The sequence below is a fragment of the Methylophilus sp. DW102 genome (genome assembly GCF_037076555.1).
In the GTDB taxonomy this organism is placed as follows: domain Bacteria; phylum Pseudomonadota; class Gammaproteobacteria; order Burkholderiales; family Methylophilaceae; genus Methylophilus; species Methylophilus glucosoxydans.
Map to the genome: position 1 here is coordinate 2730761 of NZ_AP029023.1, position 15914 is coordinate 2746674.

Below are 15914 nucleotides of genomic sequence, written 5' to 3' on the forward strand. Positions count from 1 at the left end.
ATTGGCCGCGGCGCATGACCGGGTCGATGCGCGACTACGCACGGGCGGCGCTGGGCGCAGGCCTGGGGATTTTGCTCACTGGCGGGATGGCCGGCCTGGTCATCGCAGAAGCGCCAGCTGCAGACTGGCATACTGCTGTGTTCCTGATTGCGCCCATGGGGGCCTCGGCCGTCATTTTGTTTTGTTTGCCATCCAGCCCGCTGGCACAACCGTGGGCCTTGCTGGCAGGCAATACGCTGGCCGCCTTAAGCGGGGTATTGTTTGCACAATGGTTGCCAGATTTTCCGGTCGCCGCCGCAGCGCTTGCCATGCTGTCGGCTATTGTGCTGATGTTTGCCTTTCGTTGCCTGCATCCGCCTAGCGGCGCGGTGGCCCTGACTGCCGTGTTGGGCGGCGAATCAATCTGGCAACTCGGCTTTGGCTTTATCTGGTGGCCGGTGCTGGCAAACAGCCTGTTACTGGTACTCACAGCCTGGATTTACCATCGTCTGACCGGCTATCGATACCCGGTGGCGGATCATGACCATGCCGCAGCGACGCCCACGCACATGCGCTACCAGTTTGGATTCACGCCTGAAGATTTGCAGCAGGCACTGGGGCAGTCTCACGAAGTGCTGGACATTCACCCCTCGCAATTACAACACCTGCTGGAGCAAACCGAATTGATTGCCTACCACCGTAAACTGGAGGCGATTACCTGCGAACAGATCATGCGGCCAGTGGAGACCACCTTTGAATATGGCGACCCTCTGGAAGCCGCCTGGCACACCATGCTGGCGCAGACCGAGCCTGCGGTGCCTGTAGTCAACAAGGCAAAGCTGGTGATAGGGATATTGAGCCTGTCAGACTTTGTGCGGCATGCCCAAGCGAGCAGTTATCGCGAAGTGGGGCCTGCCCTGCAGCGACTGATCCGCTGGTCACCCACCACGCATAGCGACAAAGCGGAAGTTGTCGGCCAAATCATGACCACGCCAGCCATCACCATCCAGGCCCAGATGCATCTCATGCATACCATTCCGCTCATGACCAGCCATCACTTGCAACTGTTGCCCGTGGTGGATACCTCCAACAAACTGGTCGGCCTGCTGACACAAACCGACGTGATCCGCGCACTTTACCGCTAGGGCTTGCCCGCCTGCTTGCGCGCCGGTTTTTCCAATTGCTGATACGGCACGATCACTTCGCGTGAGGCAAGCACAATCTCGCGCAAGAAACACAGCAGTCCCAATATCAGTGACGCCATCGAGATAATAAACGAGACCATCACCAGGTGCGGCAAGCGCAAGCCGGTTTCCACCGAAATAAACATGCTGGCGATGGAGACACAAATACACAAGGCGGCAAACGTGGCCAGGCCAATCGCCCGGCGTAGCCATTTGGTGCGCCTGACAATAATCTTGAGCTCATCCTTGAACCGCTCACGCTTCTCCTCCGGCGTATCGGTTAAAAACCTGGCACGGTCAATCGAGCGGCCCAGGCGGCCAATTAACACGCCGAGAATCGACCCGATGCCAGTGAGCAAAAACACGGGCGCCACCGCATCGCGGATCGCTTCCGACACACTGTGGATTTCTATCATGGTATTAATCATGCGCTGGCGAACTCAGGAAAAAGGAAGGCCTATTTTGACATGAAAAACACCAGACACGCGTGCACCATTTTAGCCAACTGCGCACCAACAAAAGGCATGCGCACAAAGCAGGTAGCGTTTATTTGACCAATCACCAGCGAAATCATGTCCCTCAGGTTTTAATATTTAAATAAAAGCATTTTTCTTGCCATTGTTTTGCAATTCGACCCCGCCAAATGGGAACCATTCTTGCTATAAATAGGCGGAATTAATTGCAATCATGGAAGAACACTAGAAATATATGCACCCACAACCTTTGACTGAAGAGCTCGCCAGCCATTTTAAAAAGGTCAACGATTTCCGTTCACACATCTACCAGCTACAAAATGCCTGGGACAGTCTTGCGCTGATGGCGCAACTGTCCGGCACCGGCTCCGAAATGGAAGAAACACGCACGGCATTCAACAAAATCTCGAATGCCGTGTTACGCCACCTGTCAGAAGAAACCTTGCACAAAACGGCGGCACAGCTGACATCCAAGGCATTTGAGGTCATTAACCTGCTGATCCGCAACCTGTTTGAACGCACGGCGGATATCGGCTTTTTTGCCACCGACGATGATGTCAGGGGTTACCTTGAAAAACATGCGGCAGGCGCAATCACGGCGCATGAGCAATCGCGTATCACGCACCGTTTTCAGGAATATCAAAAGAAATATACCGTCTACGAAAATATTGCCCTTTTTGATATGGCGGGCAACTTGCTGCATCAGCTGGATGCCTCCCAGCAGACGCTGGTAGACCAACACGCAATTTTCAAGCTGGCAGCACAATCCAGCGCGCCGTATGTCGAGTATTTTTATGAAACTGAAATCAACGGCAAACCTTACCAATCCCTGATGTATGCGCATGAAGTGCGCAGCAGTGATGGCCTGCGGTCTTTAGGCGTCCTGTGCTTGTGCTTCAAGTTTGTGAACGAACTGCAAACCATTTTTCAAAACCTGATTTCTGGCTCGGACTGGACCATAGGCATCCTGCTGGATGAGCATCGTCAAGTGATTGCCTCTAGCGATCCGCATCAAATCCCCATTGGCATCACCCTCTGTGCAGACACGGAGAAGGACTGGTTTGTGGCGCGATTTGCGGGCCGTGAATACCTGTGTGTCACCAAGCAGGCCGAGAATTATCAAGGCTACTCAGGGCCAGGCTGGCTGGGACAAGCCATGATTCCGCTTGAGTATGCATTCAACCAGAGCATGCAGGGCATGATCAGCAATATTGATGCGGAAATCTTGCGCAAGGTGATGCGCAGCCCGCTGATTTTTTCTGAAAGCCTGCTGAATATTCCAAAACAGGCGGCCAACATCCAGAGCAAGCTGAACCAGTCGGTGTGGAACGGCAATATCTGGCAGAGCAACTACGTCAACACCCAGCAAAAGAACTTCTCCAAAAGCCTGCTCTCGGAGATCAGCAATACCGGACATAAGACCCAGCAAATTATTGAGAACATGGTGACTGAGCTTTACCAGACCGTGGTCTCGGTGATGCTCGAAAACTCCAGTTTTTATGCGCAGCTGGCGGTAGAGATCATGGACCGCAACCTGTACGAGCGGGCGAATGACGTCCGTTGGTGGGCGCTCACCCACGTCTTCAGAGAGTGCCTGGGTAATGCCCAGCTCTCTGCACAGGATAAAAACCAGATCAGCTCAATTCTGCGCTACATCAATGGCTTGTATACCGTTTACGACAACCTGATCGTCTTTGACCGGCAAGGCACGGTGATTGCCGTCTCTAATGACCGCTACGATGATCTGATTGGTAGCCAGCTGAGCGAGGAATGGGTTGGCCGTACCCGCAGTTGCAGCTCCAGCCAGGATTACGTGGTGTCGCAATTTGAACCTACCCCTTTGTACAACCATCAAGCCACCTATATCTTCGCAGCACCGATCCGGCATTTGGATGGCAACAGTATTGTCGGTGGCATAGGCATTGTGTTTGACAGCAAACCGCAATTCCAGGCCATGCTTCGTGATGTGATTCCACGCGACAAAACCGATACCCCGGTCAGCGGCAGCTTTACGCTGTTTGTCAACGAACAGCTCAAGGTGATCTCCAGCACGCATGCAGACTTTGCCACCGGCGATGACTTTGCGTTGATGCCGGAAATCAGCAATCTCAATGAAGGCCAGCGACTGTTTGATATTGCCATCTACCAGCAGACTTATTATGCGGTAGGCGTGCATGCGGCATACGGCTACCGTGAATTCAAGGGGGCAGAAGACAACTACCGGAATAAAGTCTTTGCCTTGATTTTTACCCCGCTTGGCAATGTCAACGAAATCAACCAGCGCATCACGGCAGAGTCGCAGATCATTCACAACAAATTTAACCCCAACCTGTTCCTGCAAAATGCTGAAGACAGCCAGGAGTACGCAACCTTTTATGTCGGCAACAGCTGGCTAGGCATAGAGGCCCGCTTTGTCCGCGAAGCGATTGACGAAGTGCAGTTACGCACCCTGCCAGAGTCGGCGCCCTTTATTGCGGGCATGCACCCTTATGGCGATCAGGTCATCCCTATTATTGACCTGGCGCGCATGCTGGGTCACGCTCACTACTTTACCGATTACCGGCAGATTGTGGTGATTGAAGACAAGGCAGCCGCCCTCAAATTCGGGGTCTTTGTCTCGGCGCTGGGCGAGATTCCTTACCTTGCCCCCAACCAGATTCAGCCCATGAATACTTTTTTCAAGGGGATTAGCAACAACCCCGGCATTGCCATTGCCAATCTCGCCCAGCAAAGCATGCTCACGCTGATCAATGCCCAGAGCCTGTGGGAAAAAGTGACGTTGAGCCAGCAAAGACAAGCAGAACAGGCGCTGTTCTGATGAATGGCGACATCCACTGGGGCATGATGCAAACGCAAATAATGGACTCTTTACTGGCGGCGCAACAGCAAAGGCTACTGGATACGCTGCTCGATAATCTGGACGGCATGATTTACCGTTGCCTGTATGACGATCAATGGACCATGATTTATGTCAGCAAAGGCTGCGAGACACTGACCGGCTATCCAGCGCAAGATTTGATCCTGAACAAGGTCAAGTCCTACGAACGGATCACGCACACTGAAGACCGTGCACAGGCGCGCAAAATCATTCATGAAGCGGTCAGTCGCAAACAACGGTTTGCACTTGAATACCGCATTGTGCGTGCCGATGGCGAAATCAGCTGGGTGGCCGAACGCGGCAGTGGCGTCTTTGATCCCGAGGGCAAACCCGTCGCCCTTGAAGGCATTATTCAAGACATCACTGAACGCAAACGCATTGAGCAGGCGCTCTACAGCACCGAGCAAAAATACCGCTCCATGTTTGAGAACTCGACGCTAGGCATGTTCCAAACCACAGAGTCTGGCACCTACCTGAATGCCAACCTGGCGCTGGCCAAGCTCTATGGCTATGCCTCGCCGGCGGAGCTGATCAGCGACCTCAACAATATCAGCACGCAACTGTATGTAGAAGACAGCCGCCGTCACGACTTTACCGAAGCCATCCGCCTGCAGGGGCGTGTGCAGAATTTTGAGTCGCAAGTCTACCGGCTGAATGGCGAAACCATCTGGATCTCGGAAAACGCGCATGCCGTCTATGATGCACAAGGCAGTATTCTTTACTACGAGGGCACGGTCGAAGACATCACCGACCGTAAAAACTATGAGTTGCAAATCCGCCAACTGGCGGTGACAGACAACCTGACCGGGTTGTTAAACCGCCATGCCTTCAGTGGCAAACTGGCCAGCCTGATTGCGGAAGCCGACAAGTTTCACTACAAAATAGCGATTGCCTTTATTGACCTCGACCATTTCAAACTCATTAACGACACGCTGGGCCACCGTGCCGGTGACAAGCTGCTGGAGAACGTCGCGCAACGGCTGATTCAGAGTACACGCCCAACGGATGCCATTGTGCGGTTTGGCGGCGATGAGTTTGTCATGCTCTACCCCGGCCTGCGCTCGGCAGAAGATGCCCAACCCTTACTGTCACGCGTGATGGAAGCCATTTCGCAACCGATTGCCATTGGCGACTATGTGTTTAACATGACTTGTAGCGTTGGCGTCAGCATCTACCCGGACCATGCCCAAGACATTGATACCTTGCTGACGTGCGCCGACTCTGCACTGTATAGCGCTAAAAATGCCGGTAAAAATAAAGTGCAAATGTTTAGTGGCTCCCTGGCACAGCAACTGGGCGAACGTAACGAAATTGAATATGGCCTCGGACACGCCCTGCAACGGCAAGAACTCATGCTGTATTACCAGCCGCAAATCAATATGCAGCACGGCAATATCAGCGCCCTGGAAGCCCTGATCCGCTGGCAGCACCCGGAGCGCGGCCTGATCCCGCCTGACCAGTTTATTCCGGTGGCCGAAGAAACCGGCCATATTTTTGCCATTGGTGAGTGGGTCTTGCAGACTGCCTGCAAGAAAATCAAAGCCATGCAAACCGAATGGGGCTATCTGGTGCCGATTGCGGTCAACGTCTCGCCTATCCAGTTTTTGCGCGGCAACCTGGTGGAGACGGTGCAGCGGGTCTTACGGCAGGAACGCGTCCCGCCACACTTGATTACGCTGGAAGTGACCGAGAATGCGCGCTTTAAGGATGAAGCCATGTTTACGCGGACACTGGAGCAACTCAAACGCCTGGGCGTTTGTATTGCCATTGATGACTTCGGCATCGGCTACTCCAATATGGCCTATCTGAAAAACTATCCGATTGACGAACTCAAGATTGACAAAGCGTTTGTGCAGGACCTGGAACAAAGCGTGACCAATGGCAATATCCTGCTGGCATTGATCAATCTGGGTAAAAGCTTGCATAAATCAGTGACCGCAGAAGGCATAGAAAACGAGTATCAGCACCGCTTTTTATTGCACAGCGGCTGCGATGTCGGCCAGGGCTATTATTACAGCAAGCCCTTGTCGGATGAAGCGCTGGCAGAGTTCATGCGCGAGCAACGGCCCAAGTTTGACCATTTGCAGGTGAGCCGCTAGGCGGTCACCTGCGATATCCAGCTTGCAACCGACTAAGCGTTGCTGCGTTCGATTTCAGGCAGGGCCTCGTGTTTAATGGCGGCTTCAAATGCGGTCAACCGTTTGTAAACCGACAGCAGCTCGACAATGGTGGTCCAGGAGTTGACCAGATATTGAAACGAGTTACTCACTTGTGAGAACGCCGTCAGAATCTGCTGCAAAATACCAAACGTGATTTTACCCGCAGCAATGGTAGGCACCAGAATCAAGTAGGCAAAGATATTATCCGCCTGCAAATAAAGGCTGCGCGCGACATTGAAATACATATAGTGAAAATACAAGCGGAAGTAGTTTTTACGCACATCCAGAAACAAGGCTTTTAGCGTCTCAGGTTGCGCGCGTGCCGGGTCATCTTCGCCATACACCAGCTCTTTACGATACGCGGCTTCTACCCGCTGGTTTCTGAATTCCAGGCCTGGCAACTTAATCCCGACCGCAGCCAACAAAAAGGTACCGAACACAGACCAGGCAATTGCCGCCGTGAACAGCGGCGCAGGCACCGCCCCAAACACGGGCAGCTCACTTACATACGCAGACAAGCTCCACAACACCGGCAAAAACGCAAACAAGGTCATCACCGCCTCCACCATAGACACGCCCAGACCCTCCATGATGGTCGCAAAGCGCATAGTGTCTTCCTGTACCCGTTGCGATGCCCCTTCAATGTTGCGCACCTGCGGCCACTGGTGGGTATAAAAATCGTTCATCGCCGTACGCCAGCGGAAAATATAGTGGCTGACAAAAAAGCGAGTCAGGACATAAATAAAAATGGCCACGAACGCGATTTCGGCAAACTGCAACATGAGGATATACAACTGCGCGGTCGTGACCTTGGAGTTGGGCGAAAGCGCCGCTTGCACCGCATCAAAGAAAGGCCGGCGCCAGTTATTGAGCGCTACCGATACCTGCACAGAATAATAGGTCGAGAACAAAATAAAGGCGCTACCGACAATCGACCACCACTGCCAGCGGCTAGGTTTAAGCTTGAACCACATCAGCGCAAAAATCGCGACGCTCACCAGGTAGTACAGATAAAACAGCTTGAACGGGTCAGTGACAAAATGCCCGAGTCCAATCACCGGCTCCTTCTCCACCATGGATAAACCCAATGCGGTACCAATGGCAGAGGAATACTCGAACCATACGCCGCAACAGACCATTGCCCACAGAATGACAGACGGCCAGAACCAGCGGGAGTCGGGAAAAAAGGATTTGAACATAGGCGATTGATATTCTTATTAACAAGTGTTCAGTGTATTGGCTCTTGCCCTGGCCTGCAACAAGGTCATGCAATCAGATTCATCAAGTTTTGCAGATCAAATAACGTCCGGCAACAAAAAAGCCCCCATGTGGGAGCTTGAGTATTGTGCGGGCAAAATGTTCAAATCTTTTACATAGCCGATTTTAAAACGGTCGTGTTAACTGTAATTGCCTCTAAAACAGCACCCTAAAGGGGAGTTGCTTTGATAGCTGGCGCGTTGAAGCATGGCTTTAGCCTTGGGTGAAGATTTGTGGCTGACCAGCCGCCGTTTTACCGGCGCTTTTCTTGCAGGCTCCACCTTACCGGGTGTGGCTTGAACTGGCGTGGCTTGTGCGGCATCAGCCATGGCGTCACTAGCCTCAGCCAATTGCACGCGCTGCTCAGGCTCAGGCTTAGCTCCTTCACCTGCATTCACAGCTTTAAGAAAATACCGATTATCGGCAGGCGCTTCATGTTCAAAGGTAATCATCATCAAGGCCAACATGTTGAGGAAAATCAGTTTGGGAAGCATGTACGATTTGTGGGAATGCATTTTATGCTCAATATTTGAAGGTTGAGTCAGGCACCATCTTAATGGTTAGCGCCGCACTTAGACGTAGGCTGCCGCTGATTTGCCTGTCAGAAAATGCTTACTCGCACCGTCCCGAAAACGTTTTTGATCCTGACAGGTCTTACCGCTTAAGAATTTGTTACTTAACCATCCGACAGACCTGAATAAAGAATAGAGGGGTTATGAAGTCAATCTTGCTCACCAGCTTGCTTTTGCTGACCAATGTTTTAAATGCTCAGCCCAGTATTGTTGATACGCTGGAACTCGGACACTCGATTGTCATGGTGACCACCGATTTGCCGGATGGCTCAAACGGCAGGGGCTCTGGTGTCGTGGTCAGCCCCGAATACGTGGCGACCAACTGTCATGTGATTGCCAATAGCAAAGGTGTGAATATCGCCAAATTTAGAGATGGTTATCAGCCGATAGGCCTGAAAGCCAACTGGAAGCGCGATGTCTGCCTGCTCAAGTTTGACCCGCTGCCATTCAAACCCATCCCCATGCGAGACAGTCAAAGCCTGCAATATGAAGAAGAAGTCTTTAGCATGAGTTTTCCAGCCGGTGCGCCAGTGCCCCAGCTGTCTTATGGCGCGATCAAGGGCATTTATCCGTTTGATGGCAGCCTGATTGTGCGCTCGAACGCCTCTTTTTACATGGGCTCTAGCGGCGGCGCCTTGTTTGACCAGCACTACAACCTGATCGGCCTGACCACGTTCAAAAGCCCGGGCCAACCAGCGTTTTATTACAGCCTGCCAGTCGAGTGGATCAAGGAGCTGATGGCGGCGCCTGAAACCACGTCACTCAAAACCAATGATGTCCCTTTCTGGGCGTTGCCGCTGGAACAACGGCCTTATTTCATGCAGGTGGTAATTCCCTACCACAATGCAGACTGGCGTGATTTGAAAACCATTGCCGGACAATGGACGGGCCAAGAACCGGCTTCTGCCGATGCCTGGTATTTTTTGGGGCTGGCGGAAGAAGGCTTGCAGCATTATGTGCAGGCAGAGCAGGACCTGAAAAAAGCCTATGACCTTAACCAGCGCGATGTTGATGCCATGCTTGCGCTGTCCAGAGTCGCTTTTGTGCAAAAAGATCTGGCGACATTAGAGTCTATCCAGCCAGCGATTCAGGCGATAGACCCGGAACAAGGCGAAAAAGTCACGCAACAAATCCAGACCTTAAAGCAAGCCAGTCCCTGAGCTGGTCTAATCTGACGCCGGCCTGGCTTTTAAAACTGCAACACCAGCATCGCGCACAAACACAGTGTCACCAGCAGCGTGATTTGTGTGCGCAACTGGTAAAACCAGCGTTCAATCAGCCCCTCAGCCACCAGCTTGCGGTCTATCAGCCATAAAACGATAAAGGCGGCGATCTGCACCAGATATTGGGTGACCGGCACCACAAAAAACAGGGTAGCCCAGGCAAGTAGGGCCAGCAAATTGCTGGTGACCAGCAAATTCAGGCGGGTGTCTTGGGCATGGTTCAAAAACAAGCCCCAGTGTATCCCACATAAAAAAGAGATAATAACGGCGCCATAGGTCAGCGCCAGATAGCCGGTATGATAATGCGCCATCCCCTGCATTTGCGCCACCACGGCGCCCGCAAAAGGCAGCGCGCCCATAAAGGTCAATGTTTTAGCCAGCTGAATATGTATAGGTCGCATGTGTTTTCTCCTCTTTGCAGCGATGTGACCATGGTCAATCATTTTGGTTTTGGGGCTGCAGACGAAAAAGCCTGCATGGCATGCGGGAACTAAATCAGCCGTTAAGCGCTCATGCCATCAACATAAAATAATACACGGATACACACCATGAACTTTCATCACGCATTGCCCGTGGTTGGCACTTGTATGGCCATCACCTTCTTCAGTCCGCTTACGTCTGCCGAATCCCGCATAGACCGGCAAACAGAAACTGCCGTGCCCAGAGCACAAAACCTGTATGGGATTGGCGTTGGCGTCCTGCCAAAGACCTCTGGCTCTGATGAATACCGCGCGCTGGTGTTGCCGATTATTAACGCGAATTATGGCGACCGTTTTTTTATCAATGCCCTGCAAGCGGGCGCCTGGTTAGTGGATAGCGAGGATAAACGCTTACGCTTTGGCCTGTCTGCCGAGGCCAAGTTTGGCTGGGATGCCAGCAAGGGCGACCGTACGCGCGGCATGGATGACCGCGACTTTTCGATTTTTGTTGGGCCGCTACTCCGCTGGCAAACAGACTATGGCACATTGAATGCGCAATGGACCACGGATGCCAGTGGCAACAGTAACGGCCAGCAGTTTCAGGTGCAATACATCAAGAGCCTGTTACGGTCGCCAAACTTACGCCTGAACGGCCTGGTGGGGGCGACCTGGAACAGCCAGAAATTCAACAATTATTACTTTGGGGTGCGCAACAATGAAGTCAACGCCAGTCGGCCGTTTTACCGCGCGGGATCCGGCGTTGAATGGCAGGCAGGCATCAATGGCATGATGCCTGTGATGACGAATCACTCACTGCTTTTTGGTGCATTCATCACCCGACTCAGTGATGAACAATACGACAGCCCGATCACAGAAACACGCATACAACCCATGGCTTACGTCGGCTATAGCATCCCGTTTTAACATAAACCGCCCATCGCGGCGTACATGCCGACGGAGGCTTAATGGCGGCCATTGGCATTGAAAAAGGCCCAGACCACATCGTTGGCGTCAATCGCCGTTGATCCAGCCTCCCCACCACGGGGTTTGCTGCCCCCTGGCCAGGCATGTCCGCCACTGTCGGTGACACAAAGCTGCACGGGCGCCAACCCGCCACGATGCACCTCACAATAGGCACCGCTGACTTCAAGGATACGCTCCGCCTGTGGATTGGCCTGGTTGAGCTTTACCCATTTCTGTATAGTGGCAGGCACCGAATTAAAACTGACATCTGTCATGGATTTCTCGCCCGGACCACCATTGAATGGGACATGGTCATCGTCTTTGGCGTGAATATGCAAAATCGCCACCGGTTTGCTGGGCAGACATTGCCTGGTATTGTCTGTCCCGGCGACAGCCGCAATCGCACTGATGGTGTCTGACAACTCGCAGGCCAGCCGATAAGACATCATGCCACCATTGGACATGCCATCGACAAAAATGCGGTTGGCATCAATGGCTGTCTTTTGCTGCGTGGCTTGAATCATGGCCCGAATCACACCCACATCATCGCTTTGTTTTTTGAGCGCGGGACCACAACAGTTACCGGCATTCCAGGTGGCGAACTTGCCGCCCGGCAACCGGCTGTAGCCATTAGGAAACACGGCAATATAGCCATGTTTTTCGGCCGCAGAAATCTGGTGATAAAACCGTTCGGTGGCCTGCACCTGCATATTGCCCATCCCGCCATGCAGCACCAGCACCATGGGCAAGGCCTGGCCTGCGCCGACCTGCTTGGGCACATGCACGAGATACTCGCGCGTCTCACCACCAACATTGACCTCAAAGGCATAATCGCCAGAGGCGAGATTTGCCCGGCACAGGGCGGGCAAACAGGTTACACTGCACAGCAAATACACCATCAAGCGCCGAAACCAGGACATGGGGACCCCCTCAACCAGAACAGAATATTGTCATGAACGCTCAAGTATACGATGATGTTGACGCAGCGCTGTAGCTGAACCCACCGCCTTATGTTAGAAAAGCATTTTTTAGACGATCAGGCCCAGATGCATACGCCCCTTCCCTCTGACGCCCCCCCTGTAGGTCTGCTGTTAGCCGCTGGCTTCTCCCGCCGGTTTGGTGCGCAAAACAAACTCTTACAGCCCTTGCCTAATGGTGAGTGCATGGCAGTAGTGGCCGCCCGCAGCCTGATCACCGCCTTGCCTCACAGTGTCGCCGTGATACGCGCCAATGTGCCTGAGTTGAGTGCCGCCCTCAAGGCCTTGGGATTGATAGTGGTCGAATGTGGCGAGCAGGAGCAGGTCATGGCCGATAGTCTCAAGCTGGGGTTGAACACCGTGTTAACGGCCTTTCCGCAGTACGCCGGCGTGGTGATCGCCTTGGCAGACATGCCCTTTATCCAGCCGCAGACCATACAGCACGTCGCAAATGCCTTGGCTCAGCATCCATTGGTACAACCGGTCATGGCAGGCAAACCCGGTCATCCGGTGGGTTTCAGCCGTGCACTGATCCCTGAATTACTCCGGGTGGAAGGCGACCAGGGCGCGCGGGAGGTGGTGCGCGCCCATCAGGCACAGAGCATACACATTGCGTGCGAGGACCCGGGCATCTTCAGGGATATTGATACCCCCGCCGACCTGAAATGATCAGGCCATCGCCAGCCTGTGCGCCCGTGAGACCAGACCCGTTTGCTGCAACTGTGCGCGTTCCTGAATCAACTCAGCCAGGATAGACACGGCAATTTCGGCGGGCGTGCGGCTGCCGATACGCAGGCCGACCGGGCCGTGCAGGCGGTTCACTTCCTGCTCGGTGAGGTCAAAACTGCGCAAGCGCTGTTTGCGTTTTTCCTGATTTTTGACGGAGCCCAAGGCGCCAATATAAAACGCGTCTGACTTGAGCGCTTCAAGCAACGCCATGTCGTCCAGTTTGGGATCATGGGTGACGGCCACAATCGCCGTGTGTGGATCAGGCGCCATCTCCAACACCACATCGTCAGGCATGCCAGGCAACCAGTCTGCGCCTTCCACATGCCATTCAGCACGCATTTCCTCACGCGGATCGCAGATCATGACGTGAAAATCCAGCGCTTGTGCCATGGCCGCCAACACGGAGCCCAGCTGGTTGGCGCCAATAATCAGCAGCCGCCATTGCGGGCCAAAATAGCTGTGAAACCAGTCATGCTCCAGATAAGGCTGACCTTCAGGCAACACGTATTGATGCCGCACTTCGCCGCGATGCACATGCACCGAACGTTTGAGCAAGCGTCGCTGCGACAAGCTCTCCAGCATAGGCGCTAATTGCGCCGTTTGCGTGAGTGGCTCGGCAAAAATCTTGAGCTGGCCACCACAAGGGATGCCAAAACGCTGTGCTTCTGCCTGATTGACGCCATACTCCATAATCGCTGGCTGTGCGGGCAGTTGTTGATGACGGGCTTTGTCTGCCAGATCATCTTCAATACAGCCGCCAGAGACAGAGCCGACCAGATGGCCATCTTCGCGCACCACCAGAATGGCGCCCGGCAAGCGGGGGGCCGATCCCCAGGTCTGGATCACGGTAAACAGATGCGCGCCATAGCCCTGGTCCAGCCAGTCACGGGCACGTTGTAACACTTCCCAATCAGAGGACTGCATAGGGCTTAAGCCAGCTGATCACCAATCGGCAACCGGCGGATACGCTTACCAGTCGCAGCAAAAATGGCGTTGGTCACGGCAGGTGCCAGCGGCGGCACGCCCGGCTCACCCACCCCACCCATTTTTTCGGTGCTGGGCACAATATGCACCTCCACTTTGGGCATGTCTTTCATGCGTAACACCTGATAGTTATGGAAGTTGGATTGTTCCACCTGGCCGTCTTTGAAGCTCACCTCGCTACTGAGCGCGGCACCCAGCGCAAAGGCGACACAAGACTCCATCTGCGCTTTGACACCATCCGGGTTCACAGCCAGCCCGCAATCAATCGCCATCACCACGCGGTGCACTTTGGCCTCGCCGTCTTTGACGGAGACTTCGGCCACCTGTGCGACATAACTGCCAAACGATTCGTGGACGGCAATGCCACGGAACACGCCAGTAGGCAACGGTTTGCCCCAGCCCGCTTTATCGGCCGCCAGATTGAGTGCCGCCAAATGACGGGGATGGTCTTTCAGCAACTGGCGGCGATACGCCAGCGGATCCTGTTTGCTGGCATGCGCCAGTTCATCAATCAGGCTTTCCATGACAAAGGCGGAATGGCTATGCCCGACCGATCGCCACCACAACACCGGCACATCGCTTTGCACCGAGTGCAACTGCACCTCATGATGCGGAGTGACTTTCACATAGGGCGAATCAGCCACGCCTTCCACCGAGGTGGCATCAATGCCGTCCTTGATCATGACGCCTTCAAAGGGCGTGCCTTTGATGATGGACTGTCCGACCAGCGTCTGCTGCCAGGCCAGCGGTTTGCCCTGTTTGTCGAGCGCGATACTGGCTTTGTGAACAAACATCGGCCGGTAGAACCCACCCTTGATATCGTCTTCGCGGCTCCAAACCGTTTTCACCGGCATGCCTGCCGCTTTGGCCACTTCAACCGCTTCAGACACAAAGTCTGCACGGGGATTGGCGCGACGGCCAAAACCGCCCCCTAAAAACAGCGTGTGAATTTTCACTTGTTCTGGTTTCAGGCCCAGAATCTTGGCAGCTGACGCCAGGTCCGTGGTTTGCATTTGCGTCCCGGTCCAGATTTCACAGCCCTGATCAGAGATTTTGACGGCACAGTTCAAAGGTTCCATCGGTGCATGCGCCAGATAAGGCAACACATATTCCGCATGTATGGTTTGCTTGGCCTGCTTGCTGGCCGTGGCGACATCGCCCGCTTTCGCAGCCTGCAAGCCTGGCTTTTGCGCCAGCGCCTGATATTGCTTGAGCAAGGCGGGGGTATCCGGTTTGTCATGCCCGGCCAGCGCCCACTCCAGCTTGAGGGCCTCGCGCCCCTGCTTGGCGGCCCAGTAATGCTCGGCAATCACGGCAACGCCCGTGGGCACTTTGACCACCTTGATCACGCCCGGCACTTTGCGTGCAGCGGCATCATCCAGGCTTTTGAGTGTGGTGCCAAACACCGGCGCACGTGCCACCATGGCGACTTTGAGTCCTTCAAACTGCACATCCTGACCAAACTTGGCCGTGCCATTGATTTTTTCTGCGCTGTCCAGACGCTTGGTGGCCTTGCCGATCAATTTCCACTGCTCCGGTTTTTTAAGCGTGACGCTGGTCGGTGTCGGCAATTGACTGGCGGTCTCCACCAGCTTGCCATAACTGAGCTTTTGCGTGCCATTGATGACAAAACCATTTTCGGTGCGCAAGCCAGCTACTGGCACCTTCCATTGCTTGGCCGCCGCCTCCAGCAACAGAACACGTGTCAATGCGCCCGCCTGGCGATAGCGGTCAAACTCTGACCAGGTGGTGGAAGAGCCGCCGGTAATCTGGATACCATAGGCGGTATGCACATAAGCAGGCGCCGCAGGCGCATGCTCGACCTTGATCTTGCTCCAGTCGGCATCCAGCTCATCTGCAATCAGCATGGGCAAGGTGGTCCAAACACCCTGCCCCATTTCGCTATGCGCCAACATCACGGTAATACTGTCATCGGCGCCGATGCGCAAAAAGGCATTGGGCGCAGGCAGTGGCAGCGCTTCTGCCGCATTGGCTACACCCATAAAGCGTTTGGCTTGCGGAATACTGAATGCCACCACAAGGCCGCCAGCGACCAGGGCCGTGCTTTTGATAAAACTGCGGCGGGAGAGGTTAATGAGATCATTCATGGGGTCTCT

General features: G+C 54.0%; 13 protein-coding genes. 6 read left to right on the plus strand and 7 right to left on the minus strand.

From position 1 onward, the window contains the following. Window positions 1-14 precede the first annotated feature (14 nt). The gene (locus tag AACH41_RS12970) at window positions 15-1124 is read left to right on the plus strand and encodes an HPP family protein (protein WP_338655568.1); all 1110 of its coding nucleotides are present in this window, start codon (window positions 15-17) and stop codon (window positions 1122-1124) included. On the opposite strand, the gene AACH41_RS12975 is transcribed toward AACH41_RS12970, so the two are convergent. Then, on the minus strand, window positions 1121-1579 hold the full coding sequence (locus tag AACH41_RS12975; RefSeq protein WP_338655570.1) for a DUF2721 domain-containing protein: 459 nt from the start codon (window positions 1577-1579) through the stop codon (window positions 1121-1123). The two genes, AACH41_RS12970 and AACH41_RS12975, sit on opposite strands and share 4 nt — an antisense overlap. Before the next feature lie 292 nt (window positions 1580-1871). Between AACH41_RS12975 and AACH41_RS12980 the strand changes: the two genes are divergently transcribed. Continuing rightward, window positions 1872-4454 carry a chemotaxis protein CheW gene (locus AACH41_RS12980; RefSeq protein ID WP_338655571.1) on the plus strand — a complete coding sequence of 861 codons (2583 nt, stop codon included), beginning with the start codon at window positions 1872-1874 and terminating at the stop codon, window positions 4452-4454. Beyond that, entirely contained in the window at window positions 4454-6613 is a 2160-nt protein-coding gene (locus tag AACH41_RS12985) for an EAL domain-containing protein (protein WP_338655572.1), read from the plus strand. The genes AACH41_RS12980 and AACH41_RS12985 overlap by 1 nt, the downstream gene beginning before the upstream one ends. Window positions 6614-6645: 32 nt before the next feature. Here AACH41_RS12985 and sbmA read toward each other — a convergent pair whose 3' ends face one another. Together sbmA and AACH41_RS12995 are read right to left on the minus strand one after the other, a co-directional pair. Further along, the gene (gene sbmA, locus AACH41_RS12990; protein WP_313985177.1) at window positions 6646-7872 is read right to left on the minus strand and encodes a peptide antibiotic transporter SbmA; all 1227 of its coding nucleotides are present in this window, start codon (window positions 7870-7872) and stop codon (window positions 6646-6648) included. Between the two features lie 198 nt (window positions 7873-8070). After that, the gene (locus AACH41_RS12995) at window positions 8071-8424 is read right to left on the minus strand and encodes a hypothetical protein (RefSeq protein WP_338655576.1); all 354 of its coding nucleotides are present in this window, start codon (window positions 8422-8424) and stop codon (window positions 8071-8073) included. A 221-nt stretch (window positions 8425-8645) separates the two neighbouring features. Between AACH41_RS12995 and AACH41_RS13000 the strand changes: the two genes are divergently transcribed. Then, window positions 8646-9662 carry a trypsin-like peptidase domain-containing protein gene (locus AACH41_RS13000; RefSeq protein WP_338655578.1) on the plus strand — a complete coding sequence of 339 codons (1017 nt, stop codon included), beginning with the start codon at window positions 8646-8648 and terminating at the stop codon, window positions 9660-9662. 29 nt (window positions 9663-9691) lie between these two features. Here AACH41_RS13000 and AACH41_RS13005 read toward each other — a convergent pair whose 3' ends face one another. Continuing rightward, window positions 9692-10126 carry a DUF3429 domain-containing protein gene (locus AACH41_RS13005; RefSeq protein WP_275357774.1) on the minus strand — a complete coding sequence of 145 codons (435 nt, stop codon included), beginning with the start codon at window positions 10124-10126 and terminating at the stop codon, window positions 9692-9694. Window positions 10127-10273: 147 nt separating this feature from the next. Between AACH41_RS13005 and AACH41_RS13010 the strand changes: the two genes are divergently transcribed. Then, window positions 10274-11068 (plus strand): MipA/OmpV family protein, encoded by a 795-nt coding sequence (locus AACH41_RS13010; RefSeq protein ID WP_194748868.1) that lies wholly within the window; start codon window positions 10274-10276, stop codon window positions 11066-11068. Between the two features lie 38 nt (window positions 11069-11106). Here AACH41_RS13010 and AACH41_RS13015 read toward each other — a convergent pair whose 3' ends face one another. Further along, complete coding sequence (locus AACH41_RS13015) at window positions 11107-12027, minus strand: PHB depolymerase family esterase (protein ID WP_338655581.1); 921 nt, start codon at window positions 12025-12027, stop codon at window positions 11107-11109. 126 nt (window positions 12028-12153) lie between these two features. Between AACH41_RS13015 and AACH41_RS13020 the strand changes: the two genes are divergently transcribed. Further along, window positions 12154-12753: a nucleotidyltransferase family protein gene (locus AACH41_RS13020; protein WP_338655582.1), complete on the plus strand. Its 600-nt coding sequence runs from the start codon at window positions 12154-12156 to the stop codon at window positions 12751-12753. On the opposite strand, the gene AACH41_RS13025 is transcribed toward AACH41_RS13020, so the two are convergent. Together AACH41_RS13025 and AACH41_RS13030 are read right to left on the minus strand one after the other, a co-directional pair. Further along, the gene (locus AACH41_RS13025) at window positions 12754-13737 is read right to left on the minus strand and encodes an XdhC family protein (RefSeq protein ID WP_338655583.1); all 984 of its coding nucleotides are present in this window, start codon (window positions 13735-13737) and stop codon (window positions 12754-12756) included. It lies immediately after the preceding gene. A gap of 5 nt (window positions 13738-13742) precedes the next feature. Then, on the minus strand, window positions 13743-15905 hold the full coding sequence (locus tag AACH41_RS13030; RefSeq protein ID WP_338655584.1) for a xanthine dehydrogenase family protein molybdopterin-binding subunit: 2163 nt from the start codon (window positions 15903-15905) through the stop codon (window positions 13743-13745). Window positions 15906-15914: the final 9 nt, after the last annotated feature.

Coding starts and splice junctions, on each gene's coding strand:
- AACH41_RS12970 (WP_338655568.1), top strand. CDS start 15: ATGACCGGGTCGATGCGCGACTACGCACGGGCGGCGCTGGGCGCAGGC.
- AACH41_RS12975 (WP_338655570.1), bottom strand. CDS start 1,579: ATGATAGAAATCCACAGTGTGTCGGAAGCGATCCGCGATGCGGTGGCG.
- AACH41_RS12980 (WP_338655571.1), top strand. CDS start 1,872: ATGCACCCACAACCTTTGACTGAAGAGCTCGCCAGCCATTTTAAAAAG.
- AACH41_RS12985 (WP_338655572.1), top strand. CDS start 4,454: ATGAATGGCGACATCCACTGGGGCATGATGCAAACGCAAATAATGGAC.
- sbmA (WP_313985177.1), bottom strand. CDS start 7,872: ATGTTCAAATCCTTTTTTCCCGACTCCCGCTGGTTCTGGCCGTCTGTC.
- AACH41_RS12995 (WP_338655576.1), bottom strand. CDS start 8,424: ATGCTTCCCAAACTGATTTTCCTCAACATGTTGGCCTTGATGATGATT.
- AACH41_RS13000 (WP_338655578.1), top strand. CDS start 8,646: ATGAAGTCAATCTTGCTCACCAGCTTGCTTTTGCTGACCAATGTTTTA.
- AACH41_RS13005 (WP_275357774.1), bottom strand. CDS start 10,126: ATGCGACCTATACATATTCAGCTGGCTAAAACATTGACCTTTATGGGC.
- AACH41_RS13010 (WP_194748868.1), top strand. CDS start 10,274: ATGAACTTTCATCACGCATTGCCCGTGGTTGGCACTTGTATGGCCATC.
- AACH41_RS13015 (WP_338655581.1), bottom strand. CDS start 12,027: ATGTCCTGGTTTCGGCGCTTGATGGTGTATTTGCTGTGCAGTGTAACC.
- AACH41_RS13020 (WP_338655582.1), top strand. CDS start 12,154: ATGCATACGCCCCTTCCCTCTGACGCCCCCCCTGTAGGTCTGCTGTTA.
- AACH41_RS13025 (WP_338655583.1), bottom strand. CDS start 13,737: ATGCAGTCCTCTGATTGGGAAGTGTTACAACGTGCCCGTGACTGGCTG.
- AACH41_RS13030 (WP_338655584.1), bottom strand. CDS start 15,905: ATGAATGATCTCATTAACCTCTCCCGCCGCAGTTTTATCAAAAGCACG.